At 72.0% G+C, this 19732-nt stretch carries 22 protein-coding genes and 1 pseudogene; 6 read left to right on the top strand and 17 right to left on the bottom strand.

Going from position 1 to position 19732, the window contains the following annotated elements; genetic code table 11:
- The first annotated feature begins 12 nt into the window (after positions 1–12).
- Together ABD256_RS37170 and ABD256_RS37175 are read left to right on the top strand one after the other, a co-directional pair.
- Positions 13–1383, top strand: a complete 1371-nt coding sequence (locus ABD256_RS37170) for an FAD-binding protein (protein ID WP_344429835.1) — start codon at positions 13–15, stop codon at positions 1381–1383.
- Between the two features lie 82 nt (positions 1384–1465).
- A complete protein-coding gene (locus ABD256_RS37175; RefSeq protein WP_344429837.1) occupies positions 1466–2179 on the top strand; it encodes a GGDEF domain-containing protein in 714 nt (237 codons plus the stop codon).
- 10 nt (positions 2180–2189) lie between these two features.
- Here ABD256_RS37175 and ABD256_RS37180 read toward each other — a convergent pair whose 3' ends face one another.
- Positions 2190–2516: a YciI family protein gene (locus ABD256_RS37180; protein WP_344429839.1), complete on the bottom strand. Its 327-nt coding sequence runs from the start codon at positions 2514–2516 to the stop codon at positions 2190–2192.
- Between the two features lie 34 nt (positions 2517–2550).
- Here ABD256_RS37180 and ABD256_RS37185 point away from each other — a divergent pair, with 34 nt between their 5' ends.
- Together ABD256_RS37185 and ABD256_RS37190 are read left to right on the top strand one after the other, a co-directional pair.
- On the top strand, positions 2551–3420 hold the full coding sequence (locus tag ABD256_RS37185) for a LysR family transcriptional regulator (RefSeq protein WP_344429841.1): 870 nt from the start codon (positions 2551–2553) through the stop codon (positions 3418–3420).
- Between the two features lie 44 nt (positions 3421–3464).
- A complete protein-coding gene (locus ABD256_RS37190) occupies positions 3465–4547 on the top strand; it encodes a GDSL-type esterase/lipase family protein (RefSeq protein WP_344429843.1) in 1083 nt (360 codons plus the stop codon).
- 81 nt (positions 4548–4628) lie between these two features.
- On the opposite strand, the gene ABD256_RS37195 is transcribed toward ABD256_RS37190, so the two are convergent.
- From ABD256_RS37195 to ABD256_RS37215, 5 genes are all read right to left on the bottom strand, one after another.
- Positions 4629–4928, bottom strand: a complete 300-nt coding sequence (locus ABD256_RS37195; protein ID WP_344429845.1) for a hypothetical protein — start codon at positions 4926–4928, stop codon at positions 4629–4631.
- Positions 4915–5145 carry a hypothetical protein gene (locus tag ABD256_RS37200; RefSeq protein WP_344429847.1) on the bottom strand — a complete coding sequence of 77 codons (231 nt, stop codon included), beginning with the start codon at positions 5143–5145 and terminating at the stop codon, positions 4915–4917. The genes ABD256_RS37195 and ABD256_RS37200 overlap by 14 nt, the downstream gene beginning before the upstream one ends.
- A 66-nt stretch (positions 5146–5211) precedes the next feature.
- On the bottom strand, positions 5212–5679 hold the full coding sequence (locus tag ABD256_RS37205) for an Lrp/AsnC family transcriptional regulator (RefSeq protein ID WP_344429849.1): 468 nt from the start codon (positions 5677–5679) through the stop codon (positions 5212–5214).
- The gene (locus ABD256_RS37210) at positions 5676–6818 is read right to left on the bottom strand and encodes a M24 family metallopeptidase (protein ID WP_344429851.1); all 1143 of its coding nucleotides are present in this window, start codon (positions 6816–6818) and stop codon (positions 5676–5678) included. Before ABD256_RS37210 ends, ABD256_RS37205 begins: the two co-directional genes overlap by 4 nt.
- A gap of 31 nt (positions 6819–6849) precedes the next feature.
- Complete coding sequence (locus tag ABD256_RS37215; RefSeq protein ID WP_344429852.1) at positions 6850–7482, bottom strand: class I SAM-dependent methyltransferase; 633 nt, start codon at positions 7480–7482, stop codon at positions 6850–6852.
- Positions 7483–7555: 73 nt separating this feature from the next.
- On the opposite strand from ABD256_RS37215, the gene ABD256_RS37220 reads away from it, so the two are divergent.
- A complete protein-coding gene (locus tag ABD256_RS37220) occupies positions 7556–8497 on the top strand; it encodes a 5'-3' exonuclease (protein WP_344429854.1) in 942 nt (313 codons plus the stop codon).
- A gap of 16 nt (positions 8498–8513) precedes the next feature.
- Complete coding sequence (locus tag ABD256_RS37225) at positions 8514–9269, top strand: TetR/AcrR family transcriptional regulator (protein WP_344429856.1); 756 nt, start codon at positions 8514–8516, stop codon at positions 9267–9269.
- Positions 9270–9273: 4 nt separating this feature from the next.
- Here ABD256_RS37225 and ABD256_RS37230 read toward each other — a convergent pair whose 3' ends face one another.
- The 11 genes and pseudogenes from ABD256_RS37230 to ABD256_RS37275 form a co-directional block, all read right to left on the bottom strand.
- Positions 9274–10491: a GNAT family N-acetyltransferase gene (locus ABD256_RS37230; RefSeq protein ID WP_344429858.1), complete on the bottom strand. Its 1218-nt coding sequence runs from the start codon at positions 10489–10491 to the stop codon at positions 9274–9276.
- A 46-nt stretch (positions 10492–10537) separates the two neighbouring features.
- The gene (locus ABD256_RS37235; protein ID WP_344429860.1) at positions 10538–10921 is read right to left on the bottom strand and encodes a DUF4333 domain-containing protein; all 384 of its coding nucleotides are present in this window, start codon (positions 10919–10921) and stop codon (positions 10538–10540) included.
- A 95-nt stretch (positions 10922–11016) separates the two neighbouring features.
- Positions 11017–12096, bottom strand: a complete 1080-nt coding sequence (locus ABD256_RS37240; protein ID WP_344429861.1) for a DUF4333 domain-containing protein — start codon at positions 12094–12096, stop codon at positions 11017–11019.
- A gap of 127 nt (positions 12097–12223) precedes the next feature.
- A complete protein-coding gene (locus ABD256_RS37245) occupies positions 12224–14995 on the bottom strand; it encodes a DEAD/DEAH box helicase (protein WP_344429863.1) in 2772 nt (923 codons plus the stop codon).
- Positions 14996–15007: 12 nt separating this feature from the next.
- Positions 15008–15913 carry a diacylglycerol/lipid kinase family protein gene (locus tag ABD256_RS37250; protein WP_344429933.1) on the bottom strand — a complete coding sequence of 302 codons (906 nt, stop codon included), beginning with the start codon at positions 15911–15913 and terminating at the stop codon, positions 15008–15010.
- Positions 15914–15925: 12 nt separating this feature from the next.
- Positions 15926–16915 carry a twin-arginine translocase subunit TatC gene (tatC, locus tag ABD256_RS37255; RefSeq protein ID WP_344429865.1) on the bottom strand — a complete coding sequence of 330 codons (990 nt, stop codon included), beginning with the start codon at positions 16913–16915 and terminating at the stop codon, positions 15926–15928.
- A 17-nt stretch (positions 16916–16932) separates the two neighbouring features.
- A complete protein-coding gene (tatA, locus tag ABD256_RS37260) occupies positions 16933–17262 on the bottom strand; it encodes a Sec-independent protein translocase subunit TatA (RefSeq protein ID WP_344429867.1) in 330 nt (109 codons plus the stop codon).
- A 33-nt stretch (positions 17263–17295) separates the two neighbouring features.
- Positions 17296–17508, bottom strand: coding sequence for a bacteriophage holin (locus ABD256_RS37265; RefSeq protein ID WP_344429869.1), 213 nt, complete (start codon positions 17506–17508; stop codon positions 17296–17298).
- A 10-nt stretch (positions 17509–17518) separates the two neighbouring features.
- Positions 17519–18169, bottom strand: coding sequence for a helix-turn-helix transcriptional regulator (locus ABD256_RS37270; RefSeq protein WP_425546586.1), 651 nt, complete (start codon positions 18167–18169; stop codon positions 17519–17521).
- Positions 18155–18502 (bottom strand): annotated as a pseudogene (locus tag ABD256_RS44555) (protein pafC); the annotation flags it as partial. The gene ABD256_RS37270 and the pseudogene ABD256_RS44555, both read right to left, overlap by 15 nt.
- Positions 18499–19479 (bottom strand): helix-turn-helix transcriptional regulator, encoded by a 981-nt coding sequence (locus ABD256_RS37275; protein ID WP_344429872.1) that lies wholly within the window; start codon positions 19477–19479, stop codon positions 18499–18501. The gene ABD256_RS37275 and the pseudogene ABD256_RS44555, both read right to left, overlap by 4 nt.
- Between the last annotated feature and the right edge of the window lie 253 nt (positions 19480–19732).

The following is a 19732-nucleotide window of genomic DNA, read 5'->3' on the forward strand; positions in this document are numbered from 1 at the left end:
GGAGACATCCGGATGGCCGACTTCGGCACGATCCCGGTGACCGACGGCGAAGTGCGCACCGACGCCGAAACCCGCGACGCGGCGGCCCGCGACTTCGGCGGGCACGTCCGCCAGGTGCCCGCGGCCGTCGTCCGCCCCGGCTCGGTGGACGACGTCGTCGCGGTCGTGCGCTGGGCGGGCGAGCACGGGGTGCCGGTGAGCGCGCGGGGCGCGGGGCACGCGATGAACGGCCAGGCGCAGGCCGAAGGCGGCGTGGTGCTCGACATGCGGTCGCTGAACCAGGTGCGCGAAATCGCAGGCGACCGCGTGTCCGTCGACGCGGGCGCGTTGTGGAGCGAAGTGCTCGCGGCGACGATCGCGCGCGGGCTGACCCCGCCGGTGTTCACCGACTACCTCGAAACCACGGTCGGCGGGACGCTGTCGATGGGCGGGATCGGGGGCACCACCCACCGGCACGGCGCGCAGACCGACACCGTCCTCGACCTCACCGTGGTCACCGGCACCGGTGCGGTCGTCACCTGTTCGCCCGACCGGGATGCCGCGCTGTTCGACGCCGTGCGCGCCGGGATGGGGCAGTTCGGCATCGTCGTCGGCGCCACGGTCAAGGTGCTGGCCGCGCGCCGCGAAGCGCGCTGCTTCCGGCTCCCCCACACCGATCTGCACGCGTTCACCGCGGACCAGCGGCGGCTCGTCCTCGAAGGCCGGTTCGACTACGTCGAGGGGTTCGCCGGGTTCGCCGAGGACGGCACGCGCACCTTCCAGGTGGAGGCCGCCGCGTTCGCCGACTCACTGTCCGATGTGGACAACGACGAGCTGCTGCGGGACCTCGCGCACGACCGCGACGCCGTCGAGGCCACCGACATGGGCTACGCGGAGTTCCTCGACCGCCTCGCGCCGGGAGTGGCGTTCCGCAAGGAGGCAGGCGAATGGGGACTGGCGCATCCGTGGCTGAACGTGTTCGTGCCGGACTCCGCCGCGGACGAGTTCATCGACGCGGTGCTCGCCGACCTGACTCCCGGTGACCTCGAGAACTTCGGCCTCGTCCTGACCTACCCGCTGCGCCGCGAGCTGCTCACCACCCCGCTGCTGCGGGTGCCGGACGAACCGCTGGTGTTCCTGTTCGCGCTGCTGCTGACCGCCGACCCCGGCGACGCCGCCGCGATGGGCCGGACGGCCGAGCGCAACCGGCGCCTGTACGAGTACGTTGTCCGGATGGGTGGCACGCTCTACCCGATCAGCCCGCCCTCGCTCGACCCGCACCAGTGGGCCGTGCACTACGGTGCGCTGTGGCCGCGCGTCGAGGCGGCGAAGGCCGAGCACGATCCGCACCACGTGCTCACCCCCGGCCCCGGTCTGTGGCCGGCCGAGCCGGTCACCGGCTGAAACCGGCTCCCAACTGGCTGTTTCCCAAGAGGCGACGGGCAACGCTCGACAGCGCGCACGGCCACTGCCGATAGTGGGACGCATGCAGACTGTCGAGCAGACCTGCGGCGGACCGGTGTCCCGGCCCGCCTCCCCGGCTGCCCACGGTCCCCACTGCTGCGCCTGCGGACAGGCGCTGACCCACCCGGTGACCGTCGACCGGCTCACCGGGCTCCTCGACCGCTGGGGCTGGACCGACACGGCGGAGCCGCTGTTCGCCGACGCACGTGCCAGAGGCGAAGACCTCGCGCTGCTGATGCTCGATCTCGACCGCTTCAAGCAGATCAACGACGTGCTGGGGCACCTCGCCGGTGACGACGCCCTGCGCGCGGTCGGCACCGCGCTGGCCTCGCACACCCGAGGCGAAGACGTCGTCGGGCGCTACGGCGGCGACGAGTTCCTGCTCCTGCTGCCCGGCGCGGGACTGCCGGTGGCGCACCGGATCGCCGCGCGCGCGATGGCGGCACTGACCGCCGCGACCGTCCGCGTCGACACCATTTCCGGCACCACGACCACCCTCACCGGGCTCACCGCGTCGGCCGGTCTCGCCGTGTTCGATGCCGGGCACGACACGTCGCTGTCGCGGTTCATCCTCCGCGCGGACGCGGCGCTGCGCGATGCCAAGCAGCGCGGCCGCGGCCGGCTGCGGGTGATCGGGAGCAGGCCGCCGCGCCCGCCCGCCGACGAGGGCAAGCGGCGGCTGCGGCTGGTGCCCGGCGTGGACACCGTCTCCGCGTTCCGGTTCACCGAGGCCTGAACTCCGCCGCTCAGGCGAACGCGCCGCGGGTCGGGTGGAATTCGACGACGGTCGCCTTCGCGGCGCCGTGCCGGACGAACGGGTCGGCGGCCACCGCCGCGTCGACCTCCTGCCGCGTACCGTCCAGGATCATCAGCCCGCCGGTCCGCGGTTCCAGCCGCCCCGCCAGCCGGACGAGCCCGCGCTCGAACGCCCCGTCGGGGTTCGTGTAGTGCGCTTCGAGGAGTTCGTCGATCCGGGCCGGATCGGTGTAGTCGAGCGTGACGAGGAACATCGGGCCTCCGGTGCCGTTGGGGTGCTGGACCCCAGCCAATCCCGCCGGGGGGCGCGTGTCCAAGACCGGGAGCCGATAGCGGGTATAGCCTGAACCTATGACCGGCATCGAACTGCGGCAGCTGCGGTACTTCGCCGCGGTGGCCGAGTCCGGCACCGTGACCGAGGCAGCGCGCCGCCTGCGGATCGCCCAGCCCAGCCTGAGCCAGCAGATCGCCGAACTCGAACGCAGGCTCGGTGTGCCGCTGTTCCATCGCAGCGCGCACGGCATGGCGCTGACCACCGCCGGGGAAACGTTCCTCGCGGGCGTCCAGCGCGTGCTCGCCGAGCTCACCACCGTCATCGAAACCGCGCGGAAGACCCCGCCGCGCCGCAAGGTCGGCGTCTGCGCCGGGCTCACCCCGACGGTGCTGGCGGACATCGAGTCGGCGCTCGGGGCCGACACCGTGCTCGAATCCGTCGACACGGTGCGCCAGACGGCACAGCTCAGGTCCGGCGACCTGGACTTCGGCCTGCTCCGGCTGCCCGCGAACACCGACGGCCTGTTCGTGGCCGAGGTCTCCGACGAGCCGCTGGGCGTGGTCGTCGCGGACGCCGACGAGCTGGCCCCGAAGGAGACCGTCGACTGGGCCGCGGTCCGGCACCGGGAACTGCTGTGGTTCCGCGACTCGCGCGCGCCGGGGTTCGCCGACGCCGTGCTCGGCCATCTCGCCGCGCATTCGTGGCGTCCCAACACCTATCGGCCGCGCAGCACCAGCCACACGGTGTTCGTGCACGCGTTGCGGACGCGACCGAACCTGGTGGCGCTGCGGCCCCGCGAGACCGTTCCGGCCGGCTTCCAGTGGCTCCCGTTCCGCGAGGACCCGCCTCGCGAGAGGATCGGGCTCGCCACCGCGCACCGCATGTCGGATCTGCTCGCCGGCGCACGGGACCGCGGCTGGCGGGTGACCTTCGACGCCCTTCCCTGACCGCACCCACCCCGGACACGCCGAAATCCGTAGAATCGGGACCGATGCGGAGATATCGGTGGTGGGTCGGCGGCGGTGTCCTCGTCTTCGTGGCCGGCCTGGTCGCGATCTTCGCGCTCTCGGGCCCGGACACCCCGCGGGGCCCGGTCGACCGGCAGGGCCCGCCTGGCACCGGCCCGCTGGCGATCGTCTCGCTCGGCGACAGCACGATGTCCGGTGAAGCCGCGGGCGATTACGTCGAAGGAACCGATGGCACCAACGGGAACTGGTGCCATCGTTCGCGCAACGCCGAGGTCAACGAAACCCATGTGCCCGGCATCATCGAGAAGATCAACCTCGCCTGCTCCGGCGCGCCGTCGGCACAGGTCGCGCTCGGCGACGTCAACCAGTGGACCGAAGGGTCGCAGGCGGCCCGGCTCGGTGCGCTGACCAAGACGAAACGGGTCGCGGCGGTGGTGATCGCGGTCGGCGCGAACGACGACCCGCACTTCTCCCAGGCCGTCACCGGGTGTTTCCAGGCCTGGTTTCTCTCCGGGTCCGAACCGTGCAACCAGAAGCTCCGCCGCGACTGGCAGGCCAAGATCGACGCGATGGTGCCCAAGGTCGTCAACGCGGTCGCGGACGCGAAGAAGGTCCTCGCGAACGTCGGCTACCGGCCGGCCGACTACCAGCTCGTCCTGCAGTCCTACGCGGCCCCGATCGGGCCCGGTATCCCGGAGAGCGTGCAGAACCTCAGCGGGTGCCCCTTCCGGACCGAGGACCTGGAGTGGGTCAGCGGCGAAGGGGTGCGGGTGCTGACCGACGGGCTGCGCACGGCCGCGACGCAGGTGGGCGCGCGCTTCCTCGATCTCTCACGGGCGGGGCTCGGGCACGAGGCGTGCAGCGGCGGGGCGGACGCGAGCAAGGAGTGGTTCAGCCGGTTGCAGTTGCAGATCAACGACCTCTCCCAGCTCGAACGCGCCTCACACGCGCTGCAGGAGTCCTTCCACCCCAACGCGGCGGGCCACCAGCAGTTCGGGCGCTGCCTGACGGAGTTCCTCGGCACCGCGGACCCGGCGGCCGCCTGCCTCGCCGGCACGGACGGCAACCTGCACGCCGCGTCCAGCGCACTCCCCCAAGCTCGCTAGTGGCCGTATTCTTGTAGACGGCGAAACCGCTTGAGCGGGCAAGCGGCCCGCGCCGCCGCGCAAGCCGACCACTACCCGGTTTCAGAGGTCGAGTGCGGCGCGCAAGGCTATGTCTATCTGCTCCTGGACTCCGTGGTCGATGTCGGCGACGTGCTGGACGAACCAGAGCCGGTAGAGCCGCGTGACGTTGAGCGTCGACACCCACAGCCTGCTGTCGAGTGGAACGCCGAGGATGTCGCCGGGATCGGTTTCGAGTAGTTCGGTGCCGAGCAGCCACGGCCGTTCGGAGTCGTTCACGCCGTCCGAAGACAGCACGAGCACGGTGCGTTCCCTGGTGGCCTTGGTGGGAGGCTGGTAGGTCCAGATCTCACCCCTGCGCACGCAGCTCCTGTTCGGCCAGTTCCCGTTCCGCCTCGTCGGCCTCGGCCTCGGCCAGCGCCGCGTGCCGCACCGGTACGCGATAGCCGGTGCGGACGGCTTCGCGGCGCGCGGCCTTCGACAGCCACGACGACAGCGACACCCCGTGCGCCTTGGCCGCCTGCTCGGCGAACTCGAGCGAGGCCGTGTCCAACGACAGTGTGACCTTACGTGTTGCCATACCGATTAGCGTACCTCTTCGCAAGCGCATTGCCACGATGTGCGTACCCGCTCGTCACAGCACTGGTCACAGCGTCGGGGAGCGGCCCTCGAACGGTGTGGACAGCACCACCGTGGTGCGCGTCGACACCTTCGCGGACTCGCGGATCCGGCGCAGCAGGTCCTCCAGCCCCAGCGGCGAAGCGACCCGGACCAGCAGGATGTAGGACTCGTCGCCCGCGACCGAGTAGCACGACTCGATCTCCGGGATGTGCTCCAGCCGCTGCGGGTAGTCGTCCGGCGCGCCGGGATCGTTCGGGGTCAGCGAGATCAGCGCCGTCAGCGGCAGCCCGATCTGCTCCCCGTCGAGCCGCGCCGTGTACCCCTTGATCACCCCGCGCTGCTCCAGCCGCCGCACCCGCTGGTGCACCGCCGACACCGAGAGCCCGACCCGTTCGGCGAGATCGGTGAAGCTGCACCGCCCGTCGGCCGCGAGCTCGCGCGCGATGGCCTGGTCGAGCGGCTCCAGCCTGCCGTCAGCCCTCCCGTCGGTCACTGCGGCAGCACGACCAGGTCGTGCGGGCGCGTGTTGAGCGGCTCCACACCGTCCTCGGTCACCACGACGATGTCCTCGATCCGCGCGCCCCAGCGGCCGGCCTGGTAGATGCCCGGCTCCACGCTGAACGCCATGCCCGTCTCCAGCGTCAACGCGTTCCCGCCGACGATGTAGGGCTCTTCGTGCACGTCGAGGCCGATGCCGTGCCCGGTGCGGTGGATGAAGTACTCGCCGAACCCGGCGCCCGCGATGACCTCGCGCGCGGCGGCGTCGATGCTCTCGGCCGTCGCGCCGGGGCGGACGGCTTCCACCGCGGCGCGCTGCGCCCGCTGGAGCACCGCGTAGGTCTCCGCGACATCGGAGTCCCGCGGCTCCCCCACCGCGTAGGTGCGCGTCGAATCCGAGTTGTAGCCCTCCGGGATCGGGCCGCCGATGTCGATCACCACCACGTCACCGTGCTCGATCACGCGGTCGGACACGTCGTGGTGCGGGCTCGCGCCGTTCGGGGCGGAGCCGACGATCACGAAGTCGGCGTGCGTGTGGCCCTCCTCCTCGATGGCCGCGGTGATGTCCGCGCCCACCTCGGCCTCGGTCCGGCCCGCCTTCAGCCACTCGCCCATGCGCGCGTGCACCCGGTCGATCGCGGCGCCGGCCTTGCGCAGCGCGTCGATCTCGGCGGCGTCCTTGCGCATCCGCAGCTCGCGCACCACCGGGCCGGCCAGGGTCTGCTCGGCGTCGCCGAGCGCGGCCCGCAGCGACAGCACGTGCAGCGCCGGGGCGAAGTCGCTGACCGCGACCCGGCCGACCGCGCCGAGCCGGTCCGCGACCAGCTCGAACGCGTTGTTGCCGTCCACCCAGGTCAGCACATCGACGCCGAGCGCGTCGGTTGGCACATCCGCGTAACCGGGTGCCTCCAGCTTCGGCACCACCAGCGCGGGCGTGCCCTCGGCGGGCACCACCAGCGTGGTCAGCCGCTCGAACGATCCGCCTGCCTGGCCGAGGAAGTAGCGGAGGTCCGAACCAGGCGCGATCAGCAGCGCGTCGGTGCCGGCGGCCGCCGCGGCGGCGCGGGCGCGGTCGAGCCGGGCGCGCAGGACTTCGGCTTCGGGAGCGGGGGTGTGCAGGGATCGACGCGACATGCCCCGACTCTAACCGGCGCCCCCGCTCCGGTCAGCGGGGCACCGCGACGCCGTGGATCCTGGGCCCCACCAGGGAGAACCGCGCGCCGGGCGGAAACACGAACTCGCGCCAGCGCACCACTTCGAAGCCGCAGGTCCGCAACGTCGCGAGTGTGTCGCGGTCGGTGCGGCACCCGCCCATCAGCCGCGCCCAGAGCGGCGCGGCGGCGCGCTGGGCCCACCGCCGCACGAGGCCCGGCGCCAGCACGTGCTCGTAGAACCGGAGTTCGCCGCCCGGCCGCAGGACCCGCCGGAATTCGGCGAGCACCTCGCGCGGGTCGGCCACCGAGCACAGCACGGCGGAGACCACCACCGCGTCCACCGAAGCGTCGTCCAGCGGCAGTGCCTGTGCCATCCCGTCGACCACCTGGATCGGCGCGCTCACCTCGCTCGCGGCCCGCTCGGCGAAGGCTCGCATCGAAGGTTCCGGCTCCACGGCCGTCACCGCGCCGACACTGCCGGGGTAGTGCCGGAAGTTGAGCCCGGTCCCGGCGCCGACCTCCACGACGGTGCCCGTGAGCCCGTCCAACAGCTCGGCCCGCAGCCGTGCGTTGCCCCTGGCTTCGTTGCGCGCGCCGTACTTCGCGAACCACCGCGCGAACCGCGGGTTCCGCACCAGTGCCATGCCGTTCTCCCGTTCCCGGCGAAACGCCCGCCAGTTGGGCGCCGCCGCGCCGTCGTCGTGGCAGGCTGTACGCGTGACCGCACCCTTGGCCCTCCTCGACTCCGCCGGACTTTACTTCCGCTCGTTCTACGCGTTGCCGGACTCGATGACCGCACCCGACGGCACCCCGGTGAACGCCGTCCGCGGCTTCGTGGACACGGTCGCGCGGATCCTCGTCGACCGCAGGCCGGGCAGGCTCGTCGCGTGCCTCGACGCGGACTGGCGGCCGCAGTTCCGGGTCGACCTGCTGCCCAGCTACAAGGCGCACCGCGTGGCCGACGCCGAGGAAAACGCCGAGGAGGTGCCGGACACGCTGACCCCGCAGGTGCCGATCATCCTGGACGTGCTGGCCGCGGCGGGGCTGACCACCGCGGAGGCCGACGGGTACGAGGCCGACGACGTGATCGGCGCGCTGGCCCACCACGAGACGGCGGCGCCGGTCGAGGTGGTCACCGGCGACCGCGACCTCTTCCAGCTCGTGCGGGACGAGCCGACGCCGACCTCGGTGATCTACGTCGGCAAGGGCTGGGCGAAGGCCGAGGTGCTGACCCCGACGGAGATCGCCGAGCGCTACGGCGTGCCGCGCGCGCAAGCGGGGGCCGCCTACGCCGACATGGCCGCCCTCCGCGGTGACCCGTCCGACGGCCTGCCCGGTGTCGCGGGCATCGGGGAGAAGACCGCGGCGAAGCTCATCACGCAGTTCGGCTCGCTCGACGCGCTGCTGACCGCGGCGAACGGGAGCAGCAAGGACGTGCCGCTGAAGATGCGGCTGAAGCTGGCCGACGCGGCGGACTACCTCGCGGTGGCACCGACCGTCGTGCGGGTCGCGGTGGACGCGCCGGTGAAGTCGACCGGCGACGGCTCGATCCCGGCCTCGCCCGCGAACCCCGCCGAGCTGACGCGGCTGGCCGAGCAGTGGAACCTCGGCCGCTCCACCGACCGGCTCGTGGACGCGCTCGCCGCCGTCGGCTCCTGAGCGCGATCCGCGGTAGATGACCGAGTACAGCGGCAGCGGCGACTCCCAGCGCAGCCTCGAACTGCTGTGGGGCCTGCGGCAGCGCCCCACCCGCGGCCCGAAGGCCCGGCTCTCGATCACCGAGCTGACCAAGGTCGCCGTGGCGATCGCCGACGCCGAAGGCCTGGCCGCGGTGTCGATGCGCAGGGTCGCCGACGACCTCGCCGTGAGCCCGATGTCGCTCTACACCTACGTTCCCGGCAAGGCCGAGCTGTTCGACCTGATGCTCGACGCCGTGCAGGGCGAAACCGCGCGCACGGACGTGGAAGGCGGCTGGCGCGACCGTCTGGAGCAGGTGGCACGCGAGAACGCGGCCCTGCTCCACCGGCATCCCTGGCTGCTCCAGATCGGCGGCAGCAGGCCGTCGCTCGGGCCGGGCATGACGGCGAAGTACGACCACGAACTCCGCACCATCGACGGCATCGGGCTGACCGACGTCGAGATGGACTCGATCCTCACCCTCGTGCTCGGCTACGTCGCGAGCGCCGTCCGCGGTGCCGTCGACGCGGCGCAGGCGGTGCGGCAGACCGGGCTGACCGACGAGCAGTGGTGGGAGAAGCACGGGCCGCTGCTGGCGAAGATCGCCGACCCGGTGCGCTTCCCCGTCGCCACCAGGGTCGGCACGGCAGCGGGGCAGGCGCACAACACCGCCTACGACCCCGGCCACGCCTTCGAATTCGGGCTGGCGCGCGTACTCGACGGCATCGAAGCCTTCGTCGAGTCGCGCGCGTAGCCGGTCAGAAAGACGTTCCGCACCAAGGGCTTTCCCAGGTGCCGAACAGTTCGTCGGCGTGCGCGAGCGCGGCCGGGTCCTCGGCCTCGATCCGGCCCGAAGACACCAGCGAGCCCGCGCGGCGGTCCCCCAGGTACAGCATCGCGAGGGTGCTGACGTCCATGCGCAGCTGCGGCGCCGCCGTCACCCGCTCGACGCCGTCGCCCCCGATCCGGTACACGCCTTCGTTTTCCGGCAGGAACGCGTCCCGCACTTCGATCAGGACCGGCTCGGCCCGCCGGTAGGTCCGCGCGCTCAGCGCGCCCGCGACGTCGATCAGCCGCACCCAGGTGTGGTCGGTGACGCGGTAGGTTTCGCACGCCCGCGGCTCGACGAACAGGTCCCCGATGTGCTCGTCCAGGGGCCGCGCCGGCGCGCGGACGCGGTCCACCAGGTCGACGCCGAGCAGGAACCGCCAGAGACCCGCGACCGCGGCCGGCCCGTCGCCGTGCAGATCGCTCACGTCCAGCACCGCGCCCGCGAACGGGTCATCCGTCGAACGTTCCTCGGTGGCCTGGTACACCACGAACCCGTCGTCGCCGTCGACACCGCGGTGCACCGCCACCCGGTGCAGACCGTTCACCTTGCCCAGCAAGCGGTGCACGTAGAGGTTCCACCAGCTCCCGGGCCGTTCGATCATGCCAGGCCGCCGCGCGAACCGCCGGTAGAGCCCCGGCACCGCTTCGACGGCCTCTTCGGCCGTAAGCATCCTGACCTGGCCCTCGAACGGAATGTCCTGGCGGAGGCGGGCCCGGATCCGTTGCACGCGAACGGCCTTGGCACGGGTCGCCGCCCCGTAGCCGAACCGGCCGTAGATGGCGGATTCGCTCGCGTGGAGCAGCGCGACGGTTTCACCGCGCGCCGCGCAGTCGTCCAGCTGCCGCCGCATCATGCCGGTCAGCACGCCGCGGCGGGTGTGGTCGGGGCGCACCACGACACCGTCGACCGCGGCGGCGGTGACGTCGGCACCGCCGGGGACGCGCATCGTGGTGCGGACCGAACTGGTGAGGCCGATGACGGTGTCCCCGGCGAACGCGCCGATCTTCCGGCCACCGAGAAAAGCTTCGCGCTCGACCTCCCACCGCTCGCCGGCGGATCCCCCGTGGTGGAACACCAGCTTCGTCAAGTCGAACGCGGCCCGCTCTTCCCCGTTGCGCAGCGGCCGAACCGCGTAGTCACCCATGCCGCGATCATGCCAACGGCCAGGCGCGAACGCCCGAGGTTTTCCGTTAGTCGGGCTGGCTTACCTCGTAGTGGCCGTCGGCGTCCTTGACGGTGATGCCGACCTTGCGCTCCTTGTCGCCGGTCTTGACCGTGCAGTCGAACTTGCTGCCCGGCCTGACCTCCTGCGACGCGGGACAGCTCACGCTCTGCACGTCCGCGACGCGGTACGCCTGGGTGAGGACGTTCTTCACGGCGTCCTGCATGGCTGCCTGGTCGAACACCCTCGGTACCGGCGTCAGGCTGGTCGACGGCGCAGCGGAGGCCGTACTCGAGGACGGCGTGGCGGGCGGCGGGCTCGACTCGGGCTGCTTCTGGCCCGTGTCCTGGCAGCCCGTCACGAGCAGGCCGACGAGTGCGGCACCGGCGACTGCCGCGATGCGAGAACGCAACGCAGGACACCCCCGACAGGCTGATCGGCAACGAAGTGAGAAGAACCTACCTCACCTCGCGGCGAGATGCGTGCGAACGGCTCACTCCGCCGCGATCACTGCGGCTGGCCGACCTCGTACTTGCCGTCGGAGTCCTTCACCGTGATGGTGACCTTCTGCTCCTTGCCACCGGCCTTGACCGTGCAGTCGAACGTCTTGCCCTCGGTGACGTCCTGCTCGGGCGGGCACGTCACGCTCTGCACGTTCTGCATCGAGTACGGCGGTTTCGTCAGCAGCGCCTGGATGTCCTGCTGCTGCTTCGCGGTGTCGAAGACCTTGCTGACGAAGAAACCGGGCTTCCAGAACCCGGTGACTCCGAGTGCGGCGACGACGACCACGACGGCGGCGACGGTGATCCAGACGATCTTGCCGCCCTTCTTCGCCTGCTTCCCGCCCTGCTCCCCCGCCTGCTGACCGGGCTGGCCCTGTTGCTGGCCGAAGTCGTAGGACGGCTGCTGGCCGTACTGCTGCTGCGGGTCCGCGACCGGGTACGCGCCGCCCTGCGGGTCGGGCTGCTGCCCGTACTGCGGCTGCTGCACCGGGTAACCACCGCTCTGCGGCTCAGCCTGCTGCCCGTACTGGGGCTGCTGCCCGAACTGCTGCGGAGGGTAGGCGCCCGTCTGCTGGGGCGAGTACGCGCCTGTCTGCGAAGGCGGCGGATACGCGCCCGAGGGCGGCTGCTGCACGGGGTAGCCGCCGCTCTGCGGGTCGGGCTGCTGCCCGTACTGCGGCTGCTGCACCGGGTACCCGCCACTGTGCGGGTCGGGCTGCTGGCCGTACTGGGGCTGCTGCCCGAACTGCTGCGGAGGGTAGGCGCCACTCTGCTGGCCGTAGCCGTACTGCTGCTGCGGTGGCGGATAGGCGCCGCTCTGCTGGGGTGGCGGGTAGGCGCCCGTCTGGTACGGCTGCTGCACGGGATAGCCGCCGCTCTGCGGCTCTGGCTGCTGGCCGTACTGCGGCTGTGCCGGCTGCTGCGGTGGCGGGTACGCCCCGGTCGGCTGCTCGGGCTGGCCGTAGGGCGGCTGCGCGCCCTGCGCGGGGAACCCGCCCGACGGCGTGCCGGGGCGCGCTTCCCCGCCCTGGGGGTCCTGCTGCCCCCACTGCTGCGGGTCGTTGCCGCCGTACGGCGTGCTCATCGCTGCCCTCCGCCATTCGTCGCGTCGTACTCCGACGGCGTCCACCGTCGCACTGAGCGTGATCCAACCACAGACACCCCTCCCCCACGTGTAAAGACCGCGCCGGTTCGTCCGGATGCCGGACGATTCACGCCGCCCCCGCGGCGACGACGCCGCGGCGCAGCGCGCGCACCGCCTCCGCCGCCGTCGCGCCGACCGGGTCGCCCTTGCCGAGCACGTCCCTGATCTGGTCCAGCAGGTCGATCACCTGGCGCGACCACCGGACGAAGTCGCCGGCGGACAGCTCCTGCCCGTTCGCCTGCGCGGTGGTGAGCACCTTTTCGAGCGACTCGCCGCGCGCCCACCGGTACACCGGCCACGCGAACCCGGCGTCCGGCTCCCGCGTGCGGTCGAGGCGGTGGCGCCGTTCGTCGTCGGCCAGCTCGCTCCAGATCCGGACGGTGCCCTGCCACGCCTCGGGAACCGCGCCCGCGGGCAGCCTCGCCTCGCCCGCGGAGTCGCGCCGTGCTTCGAACACCAGCGTCGACACCACCGCCGCCAGCTCGGGCGCGGCCAGCCCCGCCCACACCTCCTGGCGGATGCACTCCGCGGCGAGCAGGTCGGACTCGCTGTACAGCCGCGCGAGGCGCCGCCCGTGCTCGGTCACCTTCCCGGCGCCGCCCGAGCCCTCCCCGAGATAGCCCCGTTCGGCCAGCAGCGCCAGTATCCGGTCGAACCCGCGCGCCAGCGAGTGCGTCGTCGCCGCGACCTTGCGCCGGAGCTTCTCGGTTTCCTCGGCGAGCCGCTGGTACCGCTCGACCCAGCGCAGGTTCGCCTCGCGCTCGGCGAGCCCGTGGCACGGATGCGCGCGCAGCGCCCTGCGCAGCGCGGCCAGCTCACCGTCCTCGTTCGACCCGGAGCGCCGCTTTTCCCGTGAGGGCAAGGAAATCCCGGCGTTGCGCAGGGAAGAGGCGATGTCCCGCCGGGTCTTCGGCGACCGCAGTTCGACGTGCTTGGGCAGCCGGATCTGCCCCAGCGGCTCCACCGGGGACGGGAAGTCGGCCACCGACAGCGGACCGGACCAGCGGTCCTCGGTGACCACGATCGGGCGCGGCTCGCGGATGGGGTCGACGCCGGGGTCGACGATCACCGCGAGCCCGGCGCGGCGCCCGGCGGGAACCGCGATCACGTCGCCCTTGCGGAGCTTCTCCAGCGAGTCGGCTGTGCTCGCCCGGCGCGACGCGGTGTTCTGCCGCGAGAGCGCCTTCTCCCGCTCGCTGATCTTCTTGCGCAGCGCGACGTATTCGAGCATTTCGTCGAAGTCGCCGGTGATCGCGCCCGCGTACTCCCGCAGCGCCTCGGTGTTGCGGTCGATGCGGCGGGACGTGCCGACCACCGACCGGTCCGCCTGGAACTGCGCGAAGGACTGCTCCAGCAGATCGCGGGCCTGCTCGCGGCCGAGCTGGGCGACGAGGTTGATCGCCATGTTGTACCCGGGCCGGAACGACGACCGCAGCGGGTAGGTGCGGGTGGAGGCGAGCCCGGCGACCTGCTTCGGGTCGACACCGGGCTGCCACAGCACGACAGCGTGCCCTTCGACGTCGATGCCTCGGCGCCCGGCCCGCCCGGTGAGCTGGGTGTACTCGCCGGGTGTCAGGTCGACGTGGGCTTCGCCGTTGTACTTGACGAGCCGTTCGAGCACGACGGTGCGGGCGGGCATGTTGATGCCCAGCGCGAGCGTCTCGGTGGCGAACACGACCTTCACCAGGCCGCGGACGAACAACTCCTCGACGGTCTCCTTGAACGCCGGGAGCAGGCCGGCGTGGTGACCGGCGATCCCGCGCTCGAGCCCCTCGCGCCACTCCCAGTACCCGAGCACGCCGAGATCGCCCTCCGGCAGGTCGGAGGTCCGCTCGGCGATGATCCGGCGAACCTCCGCGACCTCCTCCGGCCCGTTGAGCCGCAAGCCGGAGCGGGTGCACTGCGCGACCGCGGCGTCGCAGCCGGCGCGGGAGAAGATGAACACGATCGCGGGCAGCAGCCCCGCCGCGTCGAGCCGCTCGGTGACGTCGACCCTGGACGGCGGCCGGAACCGCACGCCCCTCGGCGGCGGACCCTTGCGACGACCGCGCGCCGACCGCATCGCCGCGGGCAGGTACATGCGGCTCGCCTCTTCGGTGCGGCGCAGCAGCGTCGGGTTCATCTGCAGCTCGTCCGCGCCGCCGTGCTCCTCGCCCGCGAACAGGTCGAGCAGGCGGTTGCCGACGAGCATGTGCTGCCACAGCGGGACGGGCCGGTGCTCGTCCACCACCACGGTGGTGTCGCCGCGGACCTCGACCAGCCATTCGCCGAACTCCTCGGCGTTGCTGACCGTCGCGGACAGGCCGACCACCCTGACGTGCTCCGGCAGGTGCAGGATGACCTCCTCCCACACCGCGCCGCGGAACCGGTCGGCGAGGTAGTGCACCTCGTCCATCACGACGTAGGCGAGGTCGTTGAGCGCCGAGGACCCCGCGTAGAGCATGTTCCGCAGCACCTCGGTGGTCATCACGACGATCTGCGCGTTGCCGTTGATCGCGGTGTCCCCGGTGAGCAGCCCGACCGCGTCCACGCCGTGCCGCTCGACGAGATCGCCGAACTTCTGGTTCGACAGCGCCTTGATCGGCGTGGTGTAGAAGCACTTGCGGCCCTCGGCGAGCGCGAGGTGCACGGCGAATTCGCCGACGACGGTCTTGCCTGCCCCGGTCGGCGCGCACACCAGCACGCCGTGCCCGTCTTCGAGCGCTTCGCAGCCGCGGACCTGGAAGTCGTCGAAACCGAACGGCACCTCGGCGGCGAAGGCGGTCAACTGGGGATGGTCCCCGCGGCGCCGCGAAGCCGTATAGGCCTCGGCCGGGGACGGAGAAGGGCTACTGGCCACGCCGTCAGGGTTTCACACCCGGCCGACATTCCGCATGCGGTGGGTGGTCAACACGGTCAGTGCCCCCGCGACGCAGCGCGCCTCGAGCGGCATGACACCCATGCGCTCGCCGTCGGCGTAGACGGGGAGCCGGTCGCCGTCGAAGCACACCGACGCCGCGCGCAGCGTGCGGACCGCCGGGTGGTCGAGATGACGGCCCGTGCGCAGCTTCGGCAGCATCGCGACCAGGTCCGCGCGCCCGACCTCGCCCACCACGGTGAGGTCGAAGAGCCCGTCGGTGGCGTCGGCGCGGGGGCAGATCGGGATGCCGCCGCCGTACCAGGCGGTGTTGCCGACGGCGACGAGCGTCGCGTCGAGCCGAAGCCGCGTGGTCTCGGTCGTGAGGGTGACCGGACGGGCCCGGAACCGGGCCAGTTCGGCGATGATCGCGAGATCGTAGCGGCGAGGACCGGCAGGCCAGCGCAGCCGGTTGGCCCGCTCGGACACCAGCGCGTCGAACCCGGCGCACAGCACGGTGGCGAACCAGGTGCCGTCCACCTGGCCGAGGTCCATCCGGTGGCGGGCGCCCGCGCGCAGGGCGGCCACCACCTCGTCGACGGCGGCGAGGGGATCGTCCGGCACGCCCAGCGCTCGGGCGAAGTCGTTACCGGTGCCGGACGGGACGATGCCGAGCGCGACCGGGGTGCCCGCGCAGAACTGGACGCCCTGGTGCACCGCGCCGTCCCCGCCGAGCACCACGAGCGCGTCCAGGCCCCCACCACCCGCACGCGCCATCAGCGCGCGGGACTCCTCGACGGAGTTCGCGACGAGCAGGTCGAGCCGGTCGACCGCGCGGCGGAGCCTGGCCGCGACGGTGCCCGCGACGCGGGCGGCCGCACCGTGGCCGGAATCGGGGTGCACGGCCAGTGCCGCGTGGATCCCCGTCACGGATCAGGTGACGTCGTCGGTGCCGCCCGACTTCGCGCCCGGCTTGGCAGGCGGTTCCTCGGCCGTGCTCGGCGTGTAGTCGAACGGGGCGGCCTCGTCGTCGGACAGCTTGTCCCAGCCCTCGTCCTGGCGGACCTTGTCCAGCCGCTTGTCCGCCCTGTGGTCGTGGATGCGGGCGACCTGGATGGACAGCTCGAAGAGCACCGTGAGCGCGGCGGCGAGGCCGATCATGGAGAACGGGTCCGAGCCGGGCGTGGCGAAGGCGGCGAACACGAACAGCGCGAAGATCAGGCCCCGGCGCCACTTCTTCAGTTTCTCGTACCGGAGCACACCGATGAAGTTGAGCATCACCACGAGCAGCGGCAGCTCGAAGCTCACGCCGAAGATGAGCAGCAGGGACAGCACGAACGAGATGTACTTGTCACCGGCCAGCGCCGTGGAGAACTCGCCGCCACCGAAGCCGACGAGCAGCTTCAACGCGTTCGGGATGAGCAGGTAGGCCAGCACGGCCCCGCCCGCGAACAGGATCGTGGCGAACCCGACGAAGCTGAGCGCGTACTTGCGCTCCTTCGAGTACAGGCCGGGCGCGATGAACGCCCACACCTGGTACAGCCAGCCGGGGGCGATGAGCACGAGGCCCGCCGCGATGCCGACCTTCAACTGGATCATGAAGTTCTCGAACGGCTGGGTCTGCAACAGGGTGCAGCCGTGCCCGGGGAACTCGATCCTGGTCGCGCTGGGCCCGGTGGACGGCAGCGCGCAGTAGGGACCGGTGATGATGTCACCGAGCTTCGGGATCGGCCCGACCTTGGTGCCGAACCAGATGAACCCGAGGATGCCCCCGGCGATCACGAACAGCAGTGCGTAACCGAGCCGGCGGCGGAACTCGTAGATGTGCTCGATGAGGGTCATCGTGCCGTCGGGGTTGTGCCGACGGCTGCGCCGGCGCCGCTTGCTGCGGCGGCCGGACCGTGGGGAGGCGGGGTCCGCCACTGGGGGATCCGTTCTCGTCAGCTGGCGTTCTTCTGCGCCTGCTCGGCCGGTGAAGCGGTGGACTGCTTGCTCGCCTGCTGCTTCTTCAGCTCGTCGAGCTGGCGCTGCAGCTTGGCGACCTCGTCGTCCTCCGCGGGCTTCGCGGCGGGCAGCTGCTTGGCGTCGGCGTCCTCGGCGGTCTCGCCCGCCTTGTCACCGTCGCCGCGCATGTCCTTGGTTTCGGCCTTGAAGATCTTCATCGACTTCCCGATGGACCTCGCGGCGTCCGGCAGCCGCTTGGCCCCGAACAGCAGGACCACGACTAGCACCAGGATGATCAAGTGCCACGGCTGCAACCCGTTCAGCATGAGCGGCCTCCTCTGTCTCGTCTGCGGGCAATGTTACTTGGTCGGCCTGACCGCGCGTCGCTCGTCGATCGCGACGCGCAACGCTGCCGAGCGGGCGCGGAGCATCCCGGTCCGGTCTTGGGTATTCGTCGCCACCATGCTCATGGTGTGCCGGAAGCGGCGCAAGGTTTTCCCTGCGCGAACGGCGATCAGCGCGAGCAGTACCAGCCCGAGCACGATGAGCAGGGCGCTCGGCAGATAGGACACGACGGACACCCTACTGACCCCAGGTGACCGGCAGGTGACGTGCCCGCGCCAGCGCGTCGGCGGCCCGGTTGCGAACGGCTTTCCCCAGTTCAGCGGGCTGTTCGACCTCGACGTCGCCGCCGAGGCTGAGCATCAGCCGCACCATCCACGACTCGTCGCCGTACCGCATGCTGACCCGCAGCCGCCCGCCGTCGAGCTCGTCGAGCTCTTCGCACGGGTAGTACTCGGCGACCCAGCGCGCGTCCGGCGCCAGCACCAGCACCGCCTCCGGCTGGCCGGGGCGCGCCGAGAACACGCCGTCGGTCAGATCCGTCGGCGTGGCGTGCGCGGGCGGGACAGCGGGCTCGTCGAGGACTTCGAGCTCCTCGATCCGGTCGAGCCGGAAGAGCCGGACGCCCTCGGCGCGGCGGCACCACGCTTCGAGGTAGCCGACGGCCTGCACGATGAGCAGGCGCATCGGGTCCACCGTGCGTTCGGTGATCTGGTCCTTCGACGCCGTGTAGTACCGCATCCGCACCGCGCGCCTCGCCTGCAGCGCGCCGCGGACCGCCTCCCGCACCCGCGCGGTCTTCTTGCCTTCGCGAACACCGTTCCCGACGACGACGCCCGCCGGCTGCGCCTGCCCCGCCGCGGCCTCGATCTTCGCGATCGCCCGGTGCACCGCGTCGATGTCGAGCACGCCGGGGGTCTCGGCGAGCGCCCGCAGCGCCACCAGCAGCGCGGTCGCCTCGCCGCCGGTCAGCCGCAGCGGACGGCTCATCCCCGCGTCGTAGGTGACCGTGACGGTCTCGCCCTCGAACGACAGGTCGATGAGATCGCCCGGCCCGTACCCCGGCAGCCCGCACATCCAGAGCAGTTCGAGATCGCGGCGCAGCTGCTTCGGCGTCACGTCGAAGTCCCTGGCCGCCTCGTCGATGCGGATACCGGGACGCGCCAGCAGGTACGGCACGAGAGCGAGCAGCCTCGGCATTCGCGCCGGAGTCGACGTGGTCATCGCTCGCTCCCCTGCCCTGCGATCGCCTCGAGCCGGTCCAGCACGGCCTTGCGCAGCACGTCCGGCTCCAGCACCAGCACGTCGGGCCCCTGCGCGGCGAGCCAGTCGGCCGCGCTCTCCGGGAAGTACAGGTCGATCGCGACGATGTCGCCGTCGTCGCCGCCGATCGCTTCGTGGCCGACGACCCTGCCTCGGCGCCGCACCCCGGCGCCCTTGCCCTCGGCGACCCACACCTTCGCGGTGGACACCGGTGCCGGGTCCGGGTCACCGGTGCCCGCGACGAACTTGAGCAGGTTCACGTCGTCGGGCCGCCGCACCGTGCCCGGCGCGCCGAGTGCCGTCACCGAGCCGGTGACCCTGGACAGCCGGAAGCACCGCGGCGCGTCCCGCTCGCGGTCGTGGCCGACGACGTACCAGCGGGCGCGCCAGGACACCACGCCCCACGGCTCCAGCTCGCGCATCCGCCGCTCGGGCGATCCGGACCGCCGGTATTCGAAGCGCACCGCCTGCCCCTTCTGCACCGCGGCGAGCAGTGGCGCGAAGGCGGGCTCGGTCCGCACCCTCGGCTCGACCACCGTCGGCGCGTTGTCGTCGACCTCCACCCCGGCGGCGCGCAGCTTCACCAGCGCGCCCTGCGCCTGCCCGGTCAGCTCCGGGGAATCCCACAACCGCACCGCGAGGCCGACCGCGGTCGCCTCGTCCGGAGCCAGGTCGATTTCGCCCAGCTCGTAGTCGCGGCGCGCGATCCGGTAGCCCTCCACGGCGTCGAACGACCCGTTCTTCCCCGTCTCGAGCGGAATCCCCAGCTCGCGCAGCTCGGTCTTGTCCCGCTCGAACATCCGGAAGAACGCCTCGTCGCTGGCCGCGCCGGCGTATCCGGGCACGATGCCCCTGATCCGCTCGGCGGAGAGGTACTGCCGGGTGGACAGCAGGGCGAGCACCAGATTGACCAGGCGTTCGGCGCGGGCGGTGGACACCCGACCACAGTAGCCCGCTTCGCCCGACCCGATGGAGAGGTCCGGCCGTCGCGCGTCGTAACCGCGTGCCCGCACCGCATCCGGGGAGCCAACCGGCGGGTTCCGTATGCCCCGAAGGTCACCGTGACGATGTGCGCGTCGATTCCGGCGCGATGGGTGGCGAGAGCGTGGAGCCGCCCGGCATCGTGCTGGGCACGCCCAGCGGACTTCACCTTGCCCCCATAGGAGCATCGTTCGGGGCCGTCGGCGCCCG

It is taken from the genome of Amycolatopsis minnesotensis, from assembly GCF_039529815.1.
GTDB lineage: Bacteria > Actinomycetota > Actinomycetes > Mycobacteriales > Pseudonocardiaceae > Amycolatopsis > Amycolatopsis minnesotensis.